This window comes from Bacteroides sp. DH3716P (assembly GCF_025914115.1).
GTDB classification, from domain to species: Bacteria; Bacteroidota; Bacteroidia; order Bacteroidales; family Bacteroidaceae; genus Bacteroides; species Bacteroides ovatus.
This window is the reverse complement of sequence record NZ_CP083673.1, coordinates 2,676,249-2,695,039: the sequence shown is the minus strand read 5'-3', so window position 1 is coordinate 2,695,039 and position 18,791 is coordinate 2,676,249. Positions and strand designations below refer to the sequence as shown.

At 41.8% G+C, this 18,791-nt stretch carries 9 protein-coding genes; all 9 read right to left on the bottom strand.

Going from position 1 to position 18,791, the window contains the following annotated elements:
- Nucleotide 1: 1 nt before the first annotated feature.
- Nucleotides 2–3,151, bottom strand: coding sequence for a SusC/RagA family TonB-linked outer membrane protein (locus KQP79_RS10045; RefSeq protein WP_008024353.1), 3,150 nt, complete (start codon nt 3,149–3,151; stop codon nt 2–4).
- A 120-nt stretch (nt 3,152–3,271) separates the two neighbouring features.
- The gene (locus KQP79_RS10040; protein WP_049702278.1) at nt 3,272–5,005 is read right to left on the bottom strand and encodes a glycoside hydrolase family 43 protein; all 1,734 of its coding nucleotides are present in this window, start codon (nt 5,003–5,005) and stop codon (nt 3,272–3,274) included.
- Nucleotides 5,006–5,221: 216 nt separating this feature from the next.
- Nucleotides 5,222–6,553, bottom strand: a complete 1,332-nt coding sequence (locus tag KQP79_RS10035) for a glycoside hydrolase family 43 protein (RefSeq protein WP_138343225.1) — start codon at nt 6,551–6,553, stop codon at nt 5,222–5,224.
- A gap of 19 nt (nt 6,554–6,572) precedes the next feature.
- Complete coding sequence (locus KQP79_RS10030; RefSeq protein WP_061447968.1) at nt 6,573–8,549, bottom strand: glycoside hydrolase family 97 protein; 1,977 nt, start codon at nt 8,547–8,549, stop codon at nt 6,573–6,575.
- Nucleotides 8,550–8,569: 20 nt separating this feature from the next.
- On the bottom strand, nt 8,570–11,014 hold the full coding sequence (locus KQP79_RS10025) for a TIM-barrel domain-containing protein (protein ID WP_234120582.1): 2,445 nt from the start codon (nt 11,012–11,014) through the stop codon (nt 8,570–8,572).
- A gap of 25 nt (nt 11,015–11,039) precedes the next feature.
- Nucleotides 11,040–12,767 carry a glycoside hydrolase family 43 protein gene (locus KQP79_RS10020; RefSeq protein ID WP_061447966.1) on the bottom strand — a complete coding sequence of 576 codons (1,728 nt, stop codon included), beginning with the start codon at nt 12,765–12,767 and terminating at the stop codon, nt 11,040–11,042.
- Nucleotides 12,768–13,177: 410 nt separating this feature from the next.
- Nucleotides 13,178–15,763 carry a xylan 1,4-beta-xylosidase gene (xyl3A, locus tag KQP79_RS10015; protein ID WP_061447965.1) on the bottom strand — a complete coding sequence of 862 codons (2,586 nt, stop codon included), beginning with the start codon at nt 15,761–15,763 and terminating at the stop codon, nt 13,178–13,180.
- A 96-nt stretch (nt 15,764–15,859) separates the two neighbouring features.
- A complete protein-coding gene (locus tag KQP79_RS10010) occupies nt 15,860–17,458 on the bottom strand; it encodes a glycoside hydrolase 43 family protein (RefSeq protein ID WP_061448011.1) in 1,599 nt (532 codons plus the stop codon).
- Between the two features lie 296 nt (nt 17,459–17,754).
- Nucleotides 17,755–18,771 carry a zinc-binding alcohol dehydrogenase family protein gene (locus KQP79_RS10005; protein ID WP_004309620.1) on the bottom strand — a complete coding sequence of 339 codons (1,017 nt, stop codon included), beginning with the start codon at nt 18,769–18,771 and terminating at the stop codon, nt 17,755–17,757.
- Nucleotides 18,772–18,791 lie beyond the last annotated feature (20 nt).

Sequence of the window (18,791 nt, the reverse complement as noted above, 5' to 3'; positions counted from 1 at the left end):
ATTATAATGTAAATTTAACACCTAAGTTGAAACGTTTCACCGTAGGATACGCCCCTTGATTACCCGAACCTGCAAAATTCGATTCACGGTCGTCCGGCATCTTAGACCATACCCATAAGTTGTTTCCATTTAAGTAAATCTTCAAATTTTTCACCCCGAGTTTTCGCACCCATCCATCTGTAAAGGTATAGGCTATCTCTGCATTTTTCAGACGAATATAAGAACCGTCATAATAGTATTGCGTACCATTACTGTAACCGCTCACCTTTGACAACCAGCGCGGAGTTACAACATCGGCCGCATCGCCAGCCTCAGACCACCAGCTACCCTGGTCATACACCGTATTCATCTGACTGCCAAAACTGGTCAACTGAACGACACGAGTCACATTGTTTACACCATAGAACTGAACAAAAGCACTAAATCCCTTCCACTCAAAGCCAAGAGTAGCATTATATGTATTCTGTGGAGTATCAGAGTAACCGTAAGGAGCTTGGTCCTTGCTGTCGACGACACCATCCCCATTGAAATCGACAATATAATAGTCTCCGGGAAGACGTTGTGAATTGTTTGTATCATGCTGCGGGCTACCAATCACATCGTCATAAGAATTCAAATATCCATTATCAATATATGCCTTATTCTGACCAATGGCATAACCAGCCACCTTTTGATACCCAGCCAACAATGGAGCATCGTCTTTTTCAAGTATCTTATTTTCCGCATGGGTCATGCTCATATTAGCCCAAACGCGCATCTTATTGGAAAATGTCTTGTTGATACGAAGTTCCAACTCATAACCTTTGGTTCTAACCTTACCTAAGTTAGCAGTAACTGCTGTAGTACCAAAATAAGAAGGAATAGCCCGATCGCTTCCACCCACCAGAATATCAGTACGTTTATCACGAAAGACTTCCACGCTACCTGCAAACAAACCATCCAAAAAAGAGTAATCAATACCAAAATTCAATTTCTTTACTTTCTCCCAATGCACATCAGAATTACCTACTGCTGATTCACGATACCAAGTATATGGACTTTCACCACGATCTACATCCAAAGACGAGGTTCCGCCGTAAGCCCATTGGTTCATATACAACCAACGTGTTTTTACATTATCATCACCGATTTCACCATAAGAAGCACGAATTTTCAACATATCCAAAATTCTGCGTTCTTTCAAGAATTTCATAAACGGTTCTTCACTAACCATCCATCCGATAGCACCGGAATTAAAGAATGCAAAACGATTTTCTTTGCTGAACTTCTCGGAACCATTATAAGCACCATTATATTCAATAAAATACCTATCCGCCCAATTATAAGTAGTACGGAATGCCCAGTCTTCACGATAGTGAGGAATTTCACTTCCTGTAGCCGTTTCTTGACGACTGAACAATCCCATAAGGGTAACATTATGCTTTCCAAAACTACGGGCCCAATTTAACTGTGCCTGATAATTAAGGTTACGCTGTGTCGCCCAATTCTTGACTTCACCACCTTCCGTATTCCACATTACACCCTGCATAAAATCAAAACCTGTATTGTTGTCATACGACTTTTTATAACTGACCTCCCCTGTATCCGGATTAATCCATTTATGTTGTGCGTCGTTATATAGGTCATTGATACCGCGCTTCCATTCTACAAAAGTATTATCCCAAGAAACCATAGCCCTTGCACTCAATCCTTTCGTTATAAAGCTCAAATCCTGTTCCAATGCAAAGTCAGTTGTTATCTGTGTAGTAGTGGTAGTCATCGTACCTCCCAATGAAACATTTTCTGCAGAATTGGTAACATTCGAAATATTCGGATAATATCCCCATGAACCATCCGAATATTTTGGAAGAAATACATCCGGAGCAATATTATACGCCCCCGCCCACTGCTGGGCAATCGACCAGTCGGCCGAGCTATCATAATTGGAATTATTATAAGGAGTTTTCTTGTATCCATTAGAGCCCGCTACATTAACCTTAAAAACAGTACTCTTGGTTATCTGAAAATCCAGATTACTACGTACATTAATTCTGTCATATCCATAACCGGAATTATAATCACGCCCATTATCAAATACATCGAACAAGTCCCCCTCATGCACATAATCGACAGAAGCGAAATATTTTACAAACCGAGTTCCACCGCTGACATTCACATTTGCATTGTAGGACATCGCATAGTCTTTGAACAATACATCCTGCCAGTCCACATTCGGATAGCGTTCCGCTTCTTCCAAATTTGCCGGATTACGATACTTATTAATTATTGACTGCGGCTTTATGTACGACCATGAATCCGGATACAAGCTCAACTCATGCTCAATAGCCATATTGCGTGCCATCAAAGCATCATAAGAATCCAACTTGTTAGGAAGCTTGGAAGGTATCTTCATCGTGGCATTGGCTGCTATGTTTATTTGGGCAGCTCCCTCAGTTCCGCGTTTAGTCGTTACCAAAATGACACCATTTGCACCTTTCACACCATAAACAGCAGTTGCAGAAGCATCCTTCAAGACAGAAATAGATTGTACAGAAGCAATATCCACACTGCTCATCGGACGTTCTATGCCATCCACCAGTACCAACGGGTCACTATTATTCCATGAACTAGTCCCACGTATTGTGATTTTCGGTTCTTCTTCACCTGGCATACCGGAACTTTGAGTCGTTATAACCCCCGGCAGGTTACCGGTTAACGCCGCACCAATATCAGAAATACCAGCCGCCCGTTCCAAAACTTTTCCAGTGGTCTGCGTGATAGCACCTACCACACTCGCTTTCTTCTGTTGTCCGTAACCTACAACTACTACTTCTTCCAGTTGTTTAGTATCATCTTCCAACACCACTTTAAAAAGACCTTTGGAAACCACTTTTACCTCCTGTGGTTTCATTCCTACATACGAAACAATAAGGGTAGACTTCTCATTGGGTACGGTCAATACAAAATTTCCATCTATATCTGAAATCGTACCTATTGAATTATTACCCTTTAAAACTACTGAGGCTCCAATGATTGTCTCACCATTACTGTCAAGAACCGTTCCCCTCACCGTTATCCCTTTCTGTGCTGATGCTGTTACAAAACTAAACAACATAAGGAGAAACAAGTAAGGAATCTTTTGAATTTTCTTCGTTACATTTTTCATTACCATTAGTTTAAGATGTTAATTAACTACATTGTTTTCTAATCATCATTCTTTTTTTAAGTGCGTTAGCCATCATTATAAATATCACCCATAATTACTAGCATTATATTTATATAAAAAAAATAATTATTTGCAAGTAGCGTATAATCCAATTGTAGTACCGGTAAATCCACCAGCCGTTGTAGTAGAGAGATAACTGGGGGCTACATCTTTACAAAGCAGTTTCCAGCTTTTTTCACCATCAATAGAATAATAGAAATCGTAACCAATTCCTTGAGATACTAATTTCAAATATACTTCATTTGTATCTGCGTCTATTTCATCTGAAGCCAATGTCTGTTCCTTTTCACCGATTTGTTTCAGAGAAATATTTTTATTCTCACCCACTTTATTCAAGCAGAAGAAATATTGATGCGTCTCATCTTTAAACAATAACATTCCGGCTGTTTCCTTATCGTTAGAAGGATTGAACAACATACGGGTAGCACATTCAAATTTATGATGTTGTAACCGACGAGAAACAAATGCCGGAGTTTTCTTTTCCGTAGCGCTAATATCTGCACACTTCAAGGTCAGGTATCCGGGTGTTTCCGTCAATGAATATAAATCGGAAGCAGAAGCTCTTAAAGTCATCCATGGCATATCAAGTACAGGAGAATCAAAGTTCTCTATTAACTCGAAATTACCATAAGTAACTGTCGTATCGCGTTTCGCACCTTCACGTTTTACAATCATAGGTACTAAATCATCTCCTTGTGTCATGTACGGGAATCCGTCTTCACTCCATTTCACCGGCATCATAAATGTTTCACGTCCCAAATTCTCAAACTGATTATTAATAGGGCGACAAGCCAGAAAAACAGCCCACCAATCTCCCTCTTTTGTTTGAATCAAGTCTGCATGACCAGCACAGGTTACCGAATTAGGACGGTCAGAATTCAAATGTCTTTGCGTCAGAATCGGATTGTTTTTCCATGGAAGAAACTTACCCATCGGAGAATCACCACGGAAAATCACTTCCGAATGCCAGTTTCCCGTTCCACCTTCGGCGGACATCAAGAAGTACTTTCCATTTATCTTATATAAATGAGGACCTTCTATCCAAATTGGTTTGTCTGCCGGTTGAGCTCCTTTGTTTACAAGAATTTTACGGGAACCGATCGTCTTATCTGTTTTCACATCAAACTCTTGTATGCGTATAGTACGGTGTCCGCTATATTCAGGTTTATTATCCGGAGCCTCATCATTATTAACAATATATGCCTTACCATCTTCATCAAAAAAGAAAGAAGGATCAATACCTCCGACCTCCGGCAACATGATGGGTTCCGACCATTCACCAAACGGGTCTTGCGTCTTAACAAAGAAATTTCCGGCTCCGACATTGGTTGTTACCATATAATATGTCTTGTTATACGGATTATAAGAAATAGCCGGAGCAAAAATACCGCCACTCACTTTCTGTCCTTCCATATTCACTAATTGCGAAGCACGGTTCAACACATGCCCTATCTGTTTCCAATTCACCAAGTCTTTGCTGTGAAAAATAGGAACACCGGGAAAATAAGTGAATGTAGATGTTACTAGGAAATAATCACCTTCTCCATTTGTACAAACACTAGGATCAGAATACCATCCCGGCAAAATAGGATTATAGAAATAGTCTTCACCTGACAGAGGATTGGAAATATAAAAATCATCATTTCCCTTATAAGAAAAATAATCAAAGAGGGCCACAGATTTTCCAATAGCCGGTAATTGTTGTTCTTTCTTTGAGCTACATGACATCATTGTTATCCCCAGCATAAATATGGAGAGCCAGACGATTGACATTAATTGTATTACCTGTGTATTCTTCATAATACTTCTTATTTTCTTTATAATCAAATATGAATTACTGATCTTTTCTGCAAAGATATGCCAGTTCATAAAACTACAAACATAATTATGTTACGGGCTTCTTTTCCTAAATAACATCTTCATTTTCAATGTTACATCTATCTTTCCCCTTGTAGCACGTCCAAACAATTACACTGATTATAAGCACATTACAATCTTATTTTTTTTGAATAAAAGCTATTCAAATTCCCAATAATCCAGATTGAAAAGTTTGTTTCCTTTCTCTCCTTTAAAGCAGAAATAAAGATCATGTACACCCTTTGCATTCTTTATCCGGCATGACATCTGTTTATATATATCCAGTCCTCCTGTCGGTGATATACTGACACTACCTATTACCGGCCCTTCAGTGCTATCCAGACGAATTTCTATCATTCCGCCTTTTTCAACACAAGCTGCGCTTACACTGAATTTCTTTGCTCCTTTCTTGCCAAAGTCGACACCACGCACACACAGATATTCATTATTATCGATATCGGTTATATACAAACCACCATTCTTATGATTTTCAGCTTTAAGACCATATCCCCAAGCCATCGTTTCAGCTTCCACTCTACGGTAAGGATTAAAGTTTTCAATCTGTTCCAGTTTCGTCTCCTGCCAATAAGGAACTTCCTGAATAGTTCCATCCGGATTATAATGCATTTTTGCAACAGACGTGGAACGACGTTCCTTATGATCCAATGTTTCCAAATGAAGCAAATCATAATTTAGGCCAAATACATAAGAGCTACCTTTATAATCGATAATTCCAGGATGATTTCCTCTACTCCGCTCTGTTGGACGCATAATATATCCTTTTGTACTCCATGGTCCGGTAGCTTTGTCGCTCATGGCATAGCCAATCCCTTCCGGACAACAAGTTGAAGCGAAAGCCATGTAATAATGCCCGTTCCGTTTATACACCCACGGACCTTCCTGGTAATGTTCCGGTTTATTTTCCACTTGTACAATTTCCCCCGAATATGAAATCATATCCTCATTCAGTTTCACATAATAAACATTCGGATTGCCCCAATACATATACGCTTGTCCGTCATCATCAATAAATACGGTCGGGTCAATGTCATACCAATGCTCCTTTTGCCAAACCAACGGTTTGTTCAATGGGTCTTTAAAAGGACCGTAAGGAGAGTCGGATACCAATACGCCAATACCATTACCGTGAATCGGACAATACATATAAAATTTGCCATTACGTTCGATGACTTGTTCTGCCCAGGCACCGTTATCACGTTTCACCCAATCAAAACTCTTCAGAGAAGCGACCGCTCCATGATCGGTCCAATTGACCATATCGGTGGAAGTATAAAGTAACCAGTCCAACATTTTGAATCCTTCGGCATCATCCTCATCATGAGTTGTATAAAGGAAAACGGTATCGTTATATACCATCGGAGCCGGATCGGCAGTGTATTTTGTTTGTATAATAGGATTTTGTGCAGTTCCTGAAGTAGCGGCAGTGATTGCCAACAAAAACGATACGCCTAAAAATTTTAAGTTTCTCATATTCTTTTATTTTAAATGGTTATTTGGTTATTAATACTCCACCATTGCAAGGAATAGTCAATTGCAATTCTTGTTTCTTTCCTATTTCTATTTGTTTTACGCTACCCTGCAATGCCTTATCATCACTAAACAGTCTCACCTTTTCTCCATTAGAGAACATCGGCAAATTAACTTTAAGTTTCAGTGTTTCCTTCTGCGCATTTACTCCGGCAATATACCATTTGTCGCCATGACGACGGGCAAGAATGACGTATTTACCAGGATAACCGTCAATGAAACGTACCTCGTCCCAAGTAGTTGGAACCTCTTTCATAAAATCAATTGCCCACGACGGAGCATCGGTCAGGTTATTCGGTGCCAAAGCGAAATGCTGTACCGGACTCTGAAATAGCACCGCCGTAGCCAGTGCGTAGACATCTGATGTCACCCGCCGGCTTCCCCGTGGAGCATTATCCGCATTATAATATTTGTTCAATGCACTACCGCCGAAATCCATGCTACCTACCGTGTTACGGATAAACGGATGCAGGGTGGCATTAAAGGCCTCATTATCACAACTGCCTTGAGAGAAATGAAGATTTTCACTAGCCAATACAGCCTCACTCGCTGCGAAGTTAGGATACATACGTTCCCAGCCACGAGGCAAAGTACATCCATGGAAAATAACTAAAAGTCCGTACTCGTTTGCATCCGACAAGATATCCTCATACAACTGCATAGTCATTTGCTTGTCGCCTCCGAAAAAGTCCACTTTTATTCCACGGATGCCAATGCTTTGCATCCATTTCATCTCCTTACGTCGGGCTATCGCATTATCCATCATACCTCTCGGAGTTTGCGGAGCATCATTCCAATACCCATTCGAATTATACCACAAATAAAGAGCTACCCCTTTGTCCTTCCCATATTTAGCCAATTCTTCAATTTTATCACGTCCTATTTGTTTATCCCACAAGGCATCCACCAACACAGATTGATACCCCATTGCTGCCGAGAAATCAATATACCGAAGTTGCTCTTTATAATTAGTACTTCCATCCATACCGATAATCCAGCTCCATGAACCCCTGCCATACGTAAACTCTCCTTTTGCCTGATAAAGCGGTTTTACAACATCAAAAGGAACGGTTGTCTCCACTATTGGAGCCAAAGTCTTGCCCACAGTAATAGTACGCCAAGGCGTCTCGCCCGGCAACGCTATCCCCGGAGAAACCGTACCATTCCCATTTGCTTCACCTTCTTGCGGAAATCCAATGGTATACACCCCTTCTTTGTGTCCCAACAGACGGCTTGCGCAATATCCGCCATTTACTCCCGTTTCGGAAACAAGCGCCCAACCGTTATCTCCATTACGGAATAGACAGGGAAATGTGTATCCTTCTCCCCAACCATTCTTCCCTGCGGCATCATCTGCCGTATAAGACGTCTCATAACTTGGAGAAGTACGGGCAAATCCTCCCATCGGTTTACTTTGCGGACAAAGAAAAGTGGTGGTTCCGTCAGGAAACGCAAATCCTGTAGCTTCTTTCTTAATCACGCAACTTAGTGTCTCACCTTGCGGATACATCCTATATTTAAAAGCAACATCGTTATTACTTATGCGGAATATAACATCATAAATTGTTTTCCCTTGTTGTGTAAACGAAAATACAGCTTCATTGGCCACATAACGAACCTTGCTCTTTTTAATAGAAGCCAACTCGTATGTTTCATCTATTTTATTGGTTGAAACATTCTTTTCCAGCGACATCCCCGATGAAAAATCTCCTATATTTGCAATCATCCCCAATGGAGATGGCTTCAAAAAGAGAACATTGTCATAACTAACAGAATAAGAAGGTCTTCCATCCATATCTGAGACTGTCACTACCAGCTTTCCATCAGGACTTGTTATCTGTTTATTTTCTGCACTTGTAACGCTACTCCCCAATAGCATAGCCATTACTATAAAAAACTTCATCATATTCCTACTTTTCAGATTCTTTTCTACTGACATAATCACACATTCTATTACAATCAAAACCTTACAGAAATCGCTTTCCCATTATAATCGACGTTTTTTTGAGTCCCGTCCTGAAGAGTTACAGTAAACTTACGGTTCTTCAACATTCCCTCATACGCACCTTTTCTTGCCCCTATCGTCAATTTACGAGATGCATTATTCCAAGAGATTGGAATTTCCGTATAAGCTCCTTTTTCGTAATTGTAATTATCAAATTCATCTTCATATAAAATGAAGTTTCCATTCGCACCCGCATACACCTTCAATTCAAGATGATCCCACGGTTTTTCAGTGGCATACTGAACTTGTGGACCGACAGGAATAATACTACCCGCTTTTACATACAATGGAATAACATCCAGTGTAGTCTCTTTGGTAATTTCCTTTCCGCCTTCGTGTTTCTCGTCCGTCCAAAAGTCATACCATAGCGTTCCTGCCGGTAAGTATATGTTAGTAGATTTCGTTTCCATGAAATCCACAGCAACATCAGTTTTTGTTTTTTTCGCTCCATCTCTGTTCCATCCCTCTTCTTCGGAGACTTTTACCACAGCTTCCGGCGTATATTGTGCATGAGCAATCGGAGCCACAAGGAGCGATTTTCCAAACATATATTCGTCATTGATATCCCACACCTTTCTGTCGTCTACAAAATCCATCATCAAAGCGCGCATAAAACTCGATTGGCGATTGCTCACCTCCCAAGAAGTAGAATAAATATAAGGCAACAGAGAGTAACGCAAACCTATCATCTTCTCGATAGCATCATATACAGGCTCGCCCTTCTTTCCGAACTTATAGATTTCCCTATAAACATCCGTCCCGTGAGAACGCATCATCGGATTGAACGTTCCAAACTGCAACCAACGCACATAAAGTTCCTGATACAATGGATTTTTTGAAGCACTATCATCATTCCAGCTTTTATTATAATGTCCTGCAAAAAAGCCACCAATATCACTATTCCAGTGAGGTATACCACACAAAGAAAAGTTTAATCCGGCAGGAATCTGATTTCTAAAACTCTCCCATGTGGAAGCGACATCACCACTCCATACATTTACACCATAACGTTGCTGCCCCAAGAATCCGGAACGGGTTAAAATAAACACGCGTTTGTCCGAAGTCACTGCACGCTGATGGTCGTAAACCCCTCCGACAGTCATCAACGGATAAGCATTGCGCACCTTACGGAACGAGCCCAGATAGGTTTTGGTATCCATATCCTCCGGCTTCCAGTCCAAATGGTCGGGTTCGGTAGAGTCCATCCACCAGGCATCCATTCCCAACTTGAAAATTCCATCATTCAGATATTTCCAATAAATATCACGCGCTTCGGGATTGTAAGCATCATACACTCTTACACCGGAAGGATATTCCATGTTGGGGGACCATGACTCCAATCCCGATTGCGGCCAGGTAGTGAAGTTAAACAACATCCCTTTTTTATCCAATTCTCTATAAGGCTTGGTCATCGGTCCGAATGACGACCAGATAGATATAGCCATGTGTGCGTTCATTGCATGGACATCCTCAATCATCTTTTGAGGATTATTGAAAGTCGGATTCTGAAAATCCATCGCATTCCACAAATAGTTATGCCCCCAATATTGCCAATCCTGAATAATGCCATCCAAGGGAATACCCAATTCACGATATTTACGAACAACGTCTACCACTTCCTTCTGGCTCTTATATCTTTCTTTACTTTGCCAGTAACCATAAGTCCATAAAGGAAACATCGGTGCTTGTCCGGTCAAGCTGCGTACCTGTGCTATTACACCATCGGCATTCTTCCCATACATGAAATAATAGTCAACACAGTCACCTACTTCAGAACGGAAAGATGTTTCAACTTCGTTGTCCGTAAAAAGAGTCGGCGAATAGTTATCCCAAAACACACCATATCCTTTAGTAGACTGGAAGAAAGGTGACACATCTTCCACATTTCCCTGTATCAGATTTTTAGTCATGTTCCGCTGAATCATCTTTCCATTTTGCAATTGTCCCAAACCATAAATGGCTTCCTCCCTATCTAATATAAAAGGTTGATAAACCTGGTAAGTTTTTGTCCCGGCATCATCGAAATCGATAAACTGCATACCGGATTTCTCTGCCAATAAGGATTTGCCATCCTTTGAGAAATAAGAAACAATTCCCGTCCCGGTGTCCACACTGACACTTAGTTCGCTGGTGTTCAATACAATCTTATTATCTTGTATATCAGCCTTGAAACTTACCTTTTCGGGTTTGGCAATTACAGAAAGACTCTGTTTTTCATAGGCAACCCCTTCCGGCGATTTTATTACTCTCGCCACAGCAGGCGCAAAGAATTGTACTTCTATATCCACTGCATTTACAGTGGTTTTGATGCCGGACGATGTTTTCTGATAGTTCTGTGCGAATAAAATATTTGTGCTGAAGCATAAACATATACCCCAAAATAGATGATGTATTTTCATAATTATGGAATGATAAGGTTTCTAATTAATTACCAACAGATGTTGCATACAGTCCAATCATTGCTCCTGTAAAGCCACCAGCCTCATTAGTAGAAAGAATATCACCGGAAACGGTTCCTCCTAAATTTGTAAAACTTTTGCCATCAATCGAATAATTAAAACGATAATCATCTCCATTGGCTGCTACTTGCAGTGTCACAGGTTTCTCTGTTTCTATCTTCACCTCACCCAGGACACTCGCTTGTCCTTTTTCGGTTCTTTGCAGCATCAGGTAATAGTCTTTTCCCTTTTTAGTAATACCGAAGACATAGTGATATCTTTCATTCTGATAACATGTTATACCAGCAAAATCTTTCTCATTTTTCGGTTTGTACTCCATGGTCGCTGCCGCTGTAAATTGATTATGCTGCTGACGGTAGAACAAGGTAGAAGTAGGTTTCACTTCATTGATATTTGAGGTAAAAGGGATGATCCGCAACCCTTTATCGGTCATATCAACGAAATCTTCACGAGGTCCTCTAAGACCGATCCATCTAAGGTCTAATGTCTTATCGGAGAAATCATCCTTAAAGACAAAGTTGCCACTAGGCAAATAACCGTTTTTCCCTGTTTGGTTCTCTACTCCCGAAGGCATCTTCAATGTAGGTTTCATAGGGATAAGCCCATTTTCGAAAACAGGAAATGTTCCGCTCCAGTCCACCGGAAGAATAAAGGTTTCGCGTCCGGTATTTACTCTGTTCTTCTCATTAGGGCGTATTCCCAAAAATACACCATAATATTTTCCGTCGGGTCCCTCCACTAAGTCTGCATGACCAGCCCAGTCTACTTTATTCGCCCGGTTTGCAGGAAAATAACGTTGAGTCAAAATAGGATTATTATTTGCCGGAAGATAAGGTCCTTTCGGATGATCACTTACAAAAATGACTTCGCTATGCCAGCCTCCGGTTCCTCCTTCCGCACACATTAAGTAATAACGTCCATCTTTCTTATAGATATGAGGAGCCTCAATCCATATCGGTTTTTCTTCTATATTGACGCCACCGTTTACTATGATCCGGTCCGTTCCCGGAACCACTTTATCATTCTCCACATCATAATCCCATATTTTTATGACACGGTGTCCCGAGTAACGCTCGTTTGCTTTTGCAGGAGCATCATTATGTACCACGTATGCCTTGCCATTATCATCAAAGAAAAGAGAAGGATCAATGCCTTCAAATTGAAGTTTGATCGGATCACTCCAGCCATTCTCCGGATTCTTTGTCTTTACCACCATATTTCCAAAGCCACCGGAAAATTGAGTGGTTATCATATAAAACGTATCATTATTGGGATTATATCTTATAGCAGGAGCATATACACCAGCACTAATACCACAATCTTCAACCTTTAATTGTGACGTTCTGTCCAGCACATGACCGATTTGTTTCCAGTTTACCAGATCATTAGAATGGAAAATAGGCACCCCGGGAAACATAGCAAAAGATGAGCACACTAAATAATAATCATTCCCTTTCCGCGTTATACTCGGATCGGGATAGCAACCCTGCAAAATAGGATTATAGAACTCACCCGGCTTTAAAGGATTGTTTTGATAAATAGCATCCTCCCCCTGATAAATAAATTGCGTAAAGACAGGAGCATTTTTCGTTATTTTACCCTTACCACTCACCTCCATATTAAAAAACAACATAATAAATACGACAAGCCCCACGGATTGCCAGCCCGACAAAATCAATTTTAATGTTCTCATATTATCACTTTTTATTTTCTATAATTTTCTGTTCCATAGTAGTGTTTGCAAATGTATCGATTCGGTTTTATCATATATGTACAATCATGATACAGGCATCTATATACAGGTTACATTTATCACAGACATGTAACATGATTCTTTTCTGATGTAACAAAAAGCCTCAAAACAGAAAAATGGTAAGATAATTAACTACATTACCTATTATTTCAGCACTTTTATCTTCCATCATATAAAATGCTGAATATCAAGAATTAGCAAATATTCATTTTCCTTTAAAGGAAAGCCCCCGTTGGTTTAAAAGAAACGACCCGTTCCTTTTAAAGGAACAAGGTCGTTCTTTCTTTATTCATTCAATAAATAAATCCGGATTGTCTATCTGTAAAAATAAACAAAATTCCAAAGCGGTATTACTGTACGTTCATTACAATCGTTTTCAACTTATTTCTATCAGAAGTTCCTCCATACAGTAATTCATAAGTACCTTCCAACGGACGCATCGTATTCGACTCTACATCAAACCATTCAAAGTTCACACCAGTAAGAGGAATAGCTACTGATTCAGTTTTCCCTGCCGGAATATGAACGCGTTTGAAAGCACGCAAGGTATAACGGGGGCCTTCCTTATCACCCGGACGTCTCAAATAAACCTGAACCACCTCTTCTCCATCACGTTGCCCGACATTGCTTACCGGAATAGTCAATACTACATTTTCACCTTTGGCGATTGTATTCTTGCTCAATTTAGCTTCTCCATAAGTAAACGTAGTATAACTCAGCCCATGACCGAATGGGAAAAGTGGTTGCTGTTGCATATATCGATAGGTACGCCCCTTCATGGAATAGTCTTCAAAGTCCGGCAATTGATTCACATCCTTATAGAAAGTGACCGGCAGGCGTCCACCAGGATTATACTCTCCCCAAAGAGCATCAACGATAGCTGTACCACCCGCCTGTCCCGGATACCATGCCTGCAGAATCGCTTCACAAGTAGTCGTTTCGGGCACTAGTCCGATAGCTGAACCGGAATAATTGATAAAGACAACCTTTTTACCAGCCTTCTTCAAAGCTTTCAACAAATCACGTTGAACGTCCGGAAGTTCAATATCCGTACGGTCACCACCCTTAAATCCGGGAACTTCTACCGGCATTTCTTCACCTTCCAGACTTGGAGAAATTCCACCAGCAAAAAGAATCACATCAGCATCCATTACTCTCTTCACTGCGAGGTTCAAGTCGATCCCGACCTCTTTGCCCAAATCAAAATCAAGTGTAGCCCTTTCATTCCGTTGTTTGAATAGAATCTCGATATGATACTCTTTTCCAGCTTTCGCCTGTAACGTATAGAGGTTCGTCGGATTCTTAACATATATTTTCTGAGCCACTTGCTCACCATTTATAATAAGAGTCACTTCACCGTCCAATTGAAAACGGAAAACAACATCACCCGACTGCGAAGGACGAAAGACTGATTCATAACGGGCCGAGAAATTAGTAATTTCCACACCGGGCGCAAATGTAGTAGCCCCTGTTGTCGCAAAATGGAACGGAGTGGAAATCTGATCGGTAGCAACGACTTCCCCTTCACGATCACGATTATTCCAGTATTCTGCCAAGAAACCGGGTTTACCGTTTATGCTACATTCATCAAACAGGCTTTGAAGTGTCTTTCCGTCCACACGGTCACAACCCGGTTCGTATATGATTTGCCCTTCCGGTAGTTTGGCACGGACAGCTTCCAATAAGGTAACCGTATGTGCCGAAATACCGTTATAATTTCCCCACTGCATCACGGAGTCATTGGCATTAGGTCCCATAACGGCTACTTTCAAATGGGTATTCAGAGGCAGAATGTTGTTTTTATTCTGCAAGAGCACCAATGATTCACGAGCCATACGCAAAGCCAATGCCTGATGTTCCTTACTATTCAGCACAGAGGCCGGAATTTCCGACCAAGCCGGTTGTTCGTCCATTTCTCCCAGTTCAAAACGTGCTGTCAACAAACGTTTCAATGAAATATCTATTTCTTTTTCGTCAATCAAACCGGCTTTTACAGCATCCGCCAGTGAAGCATATTCACTTCCACATTCAAGGTCTGTGCCTGTCCGCACAGCAGCTGCCGAGGCGTGTTCCTTATCCGGGTGAGTCTCATGCGTTCCCGGTCTATGGAAATCGGAAATCGCTCCACAGTCAGAGACTACAATGCCTTTGTATCCCCATTCATCCCGCAATATTTGCATCAACAGGCGATTGCTGCCACAACAAGGCTCTCCCTCAAAACGATTGTAGGCGCACATCACTTCTTTTACATGCGCTTTCTGTACCAAATCTTTAAAAGCAGGCAGATAGGTTTCCCATAAATCCCGGGGATCTATATTCTCCGCATCAAAACTATGCCGGTTCCACTCCGGTCCTGAATGAACGGCAAAGTGCTTGGCACATGCGTGCAGCTTATCATACCTGGCATCTTCCGGTCCTTGCAAGCCACGGACCACAGCCATTCCCATTTGTCCTGTCAGATATGGGTCTTCACCGTATGTTTCCTGACCGCGTCCCCAACGAGGGTCACGGAATATATTGACATTTGGTGTCCAGAATGTTAATCCCTGATAGCGTTTCAGCACGCCGCTTTCACCGAAAATACGCGATTTTACGCGAGCCTCATCGGAAGTGGCATTGAACACTTCATATAATAATGAATCATTAAAAGAAGCTCCCATACCGATAGACTGAGGAAAAACAGTAGCCAATCCGGCACGTCCCACACCGTGCAACGCTTCATTCCACCACTCATATTCTTTAATTCCCAGTCGAGGGATAGCAGGTGATGCATTTTGCATTAATGATACTTTTTCTTCCAAAGTCAACCGGGGCAACAAATCCTCCGCCCGTTGTTCCGCCGTTAAAGAAGTGTCCTGGTAAGGCAGCAATTGCTTACATGCCGAAAACGATAACACCAAACAAACACCCATAATCGGTATCCAACCTCTTTTCATAATATTATACTTATTAGTTATGATTAATTTGGAAACAAAAATAGCCTATTTTCCAATAAAACAATGTTTCATTGATTACAAATACATATTTGTGTGTTACATTGACGCATCACAGAACGAATAATCAAAAGAGTCCACATCTACATAACCGCCTACAGAACGTGTAGCATAGTTAAATATGGCAAACTTACTGCCCATGAACATACGGGTGTAGTCAAATTTCATCTTGACAGGCAGACCGACAGGTATCCATGTTTTCCCATCAAGACTATAAGAAAAACGAGCCTCATCCCGTCCATTGGTAAAGTCACCTTCCACACGCAAGTAGACAAGCTCTTTGTTAAGAGGTATACGGGCTTGTTCGGTCATATCCACACGGCTAATGGCACGCTTTGTTTTCTCAAACACGCTTTTCTGTTCACTCATCACAAGAGACAGTTTATTTCCGTTCTTTTCAATCGTAAGCACACCGCTGTCACCATTAAAAGCCGATAATCCTGCACGGTCACCATCTTTCATCCCCCCCAGAGAGAGACTGACAGTGCCCATGCATTTCGGTCCTACCATACGTTGAGTCAACGTATTGGGAGCAACAAACAGGTTATCTACCACACGGGAGGTTTTCAAACGCAGAAATCCGGGACGATCGGTAAGGCTCCATGCCTGATCGACGGGGTTATGATTCCACTGCCAATAGAGGGAAAGCCCGGAAGCGGAAAAATCATCCGAACCGCAGATACCATCCATTGACATATACGATAAAGTGGTATCATTCGGAATGTGCCCATCCTTGTCCCCTAGCATAGGCCAACCATCTTCCGTCCATGTACAAGGCATGAGACACGGCACACGCCCTACGCCACCACGATCCTGAAAAATCAGCCCGTACCATTCACCGTTTTTCCCGTCTACGATGCATCCCTGACCAACACCGCCATGCCCGTCGAACTCCGTTTCAAGAATGACACGTTTTTCGTAAGGTCCGGTAATCTTATCGGCACGATAGCATACTTCACGACGCAGACGGCCGGGAATACTCCAATCCATAGAAATCATCAGCAAATAATATTTCCCATTATGCTTGATGACGGAACTACCTTCCAACAGACCTTGTTCGTCAGCATCCCGTTCAAATATTTGCTGATTGATGCCACCGGGAAGTACATCGGTCAAATCGGGTTTCAACTCCGTAAGCTGTCCCGTACTGTGAAAGAGATACACCCGCCCGTCATCATCAAACAGAAGCGAACCGTCATGAAAATGCGGGGGACGCGAAAGAAGTTTCCAGGGACCGGCCGGATCTGTCGCAGTATAAACAAACCCACGTCCGGGCGCGCCATTGGCTGTAAACCATACATAGAATTTACCGTCATGATAGCGGATAGATGATGCCCATTGTCCTTGCCCGTAAGCAGTGCCTTCGAGCAGATCATAACGGGGACCATCGTCAATGCGAGGAAATACGTAGCTGATAGTTTCCCAATGTTTCATGTCCGGCGAACGCATGATAGGCGCTCCCGGCATCAGGTGCATAGTAGTGGAAACCATGTAAAAGTAATCGCCTGCGCGGCACACCGACATATCGGGCACGTCAGCATAAAGAATAGGATTACGGTATTGTGCTCCGGCTGATAGCGGAAAGAACAATGTAAAAAGAGTACACAGTAGAATAGTGTTGATTTTTGTTTTCAGCATAATCATCGTTTTTTTATTAACTGGCTACATTATCTATTATTTGAAAGCTAATTATTTAAAATGTTTCTTGTCATCTTCCACATCACAAAAATAGAAAATGCAAACAGATATATTGCCCAAAGTATGCTACATGATTTCTTTGTGATGCTACATATCGAATGAAGAATGTTACATCTATATTTACTCATGTTACATCACCCTATCTCCCAAAGAGAGGAGACTGTATTCAGCCTCCTCTCACTTATTACATACCCGAAACAACAGGCATCAACAACTATTCTTATTACAAGAACTTATCAGAACTCAACCAGTATACGGAACACTTTTCCCGGATTAGCCGTCCATTCCTGCATAGCTTCCAAAGCTCCTTCCGGTTTGGCAATCTTCGAAATCAGTTCTTCCACCGGACAGTTGCCTTCTTTCATATAATTAATAACCGCACGGAAATCGGCTGGTAACGCATTTCTGGAACCACGGATATCCAGTTCTTTCTGAACGAAATATTTCGTTTGGAAAGCTACTTCGCTTTTGGCATAGCCAATGCAAACGACCCGTCCTGTAAAACCGACTTCATCCACCGCCATCACATAAGTGACCGGACTGCCGACAGCTTCAATCACCACATCGGCACCGAAGCCCTCCGTTACCTGTTGCATCCGTTCGTGTACATTTTCTGTCTTGGAGTTAATCACATAAGAAGCACCTACCCTTTTCGCCAGTTCCAGTTTCTCGTCATCCAGATCGACAGCAATGACCGTTGCCCCTCTCAAAGCAGCACGTACAATGGCACCGATACCAATCATACCGCAGCCAATAACCATCACATATTCATTATCGATCACCTGCGCACGAGATACCGCATGGAATCCGACACTCATCGGCTCAATCAACGCACAATCGCGAGGAGAGATATTACCAGCCGGAATAATCTTCGTCCAAGGTAATACGGCATATTCGCACATCACTCCATTGCGTTGCACTCCTAACGTTTCATTATGCTCACAAGCATTGACACGACCATTACGACAAGAAGCACATTTACCACAATTGGTGTATGGATTCAATGTCACGTTCATCCCTTTTTCGAAGCCGGCCGGAACATCCGGACCAATCTCCTCAATCACCGCTCCTACCTCATGTCCCGGGATTACCGGTAACTTCACCATTGGATTACGCCCCAAAAAGGTATTCAGATCAGAGCCACAGAAACCAACATACTTGATTCTTACTAATACTTCACCGGCACCAACGGTCGGTTTTTCCAGTTCAACCACCTTCATTTCGGAGGGATTGACAATTTGAACTGCTTTCATTGGATATGTTTGATAAATAG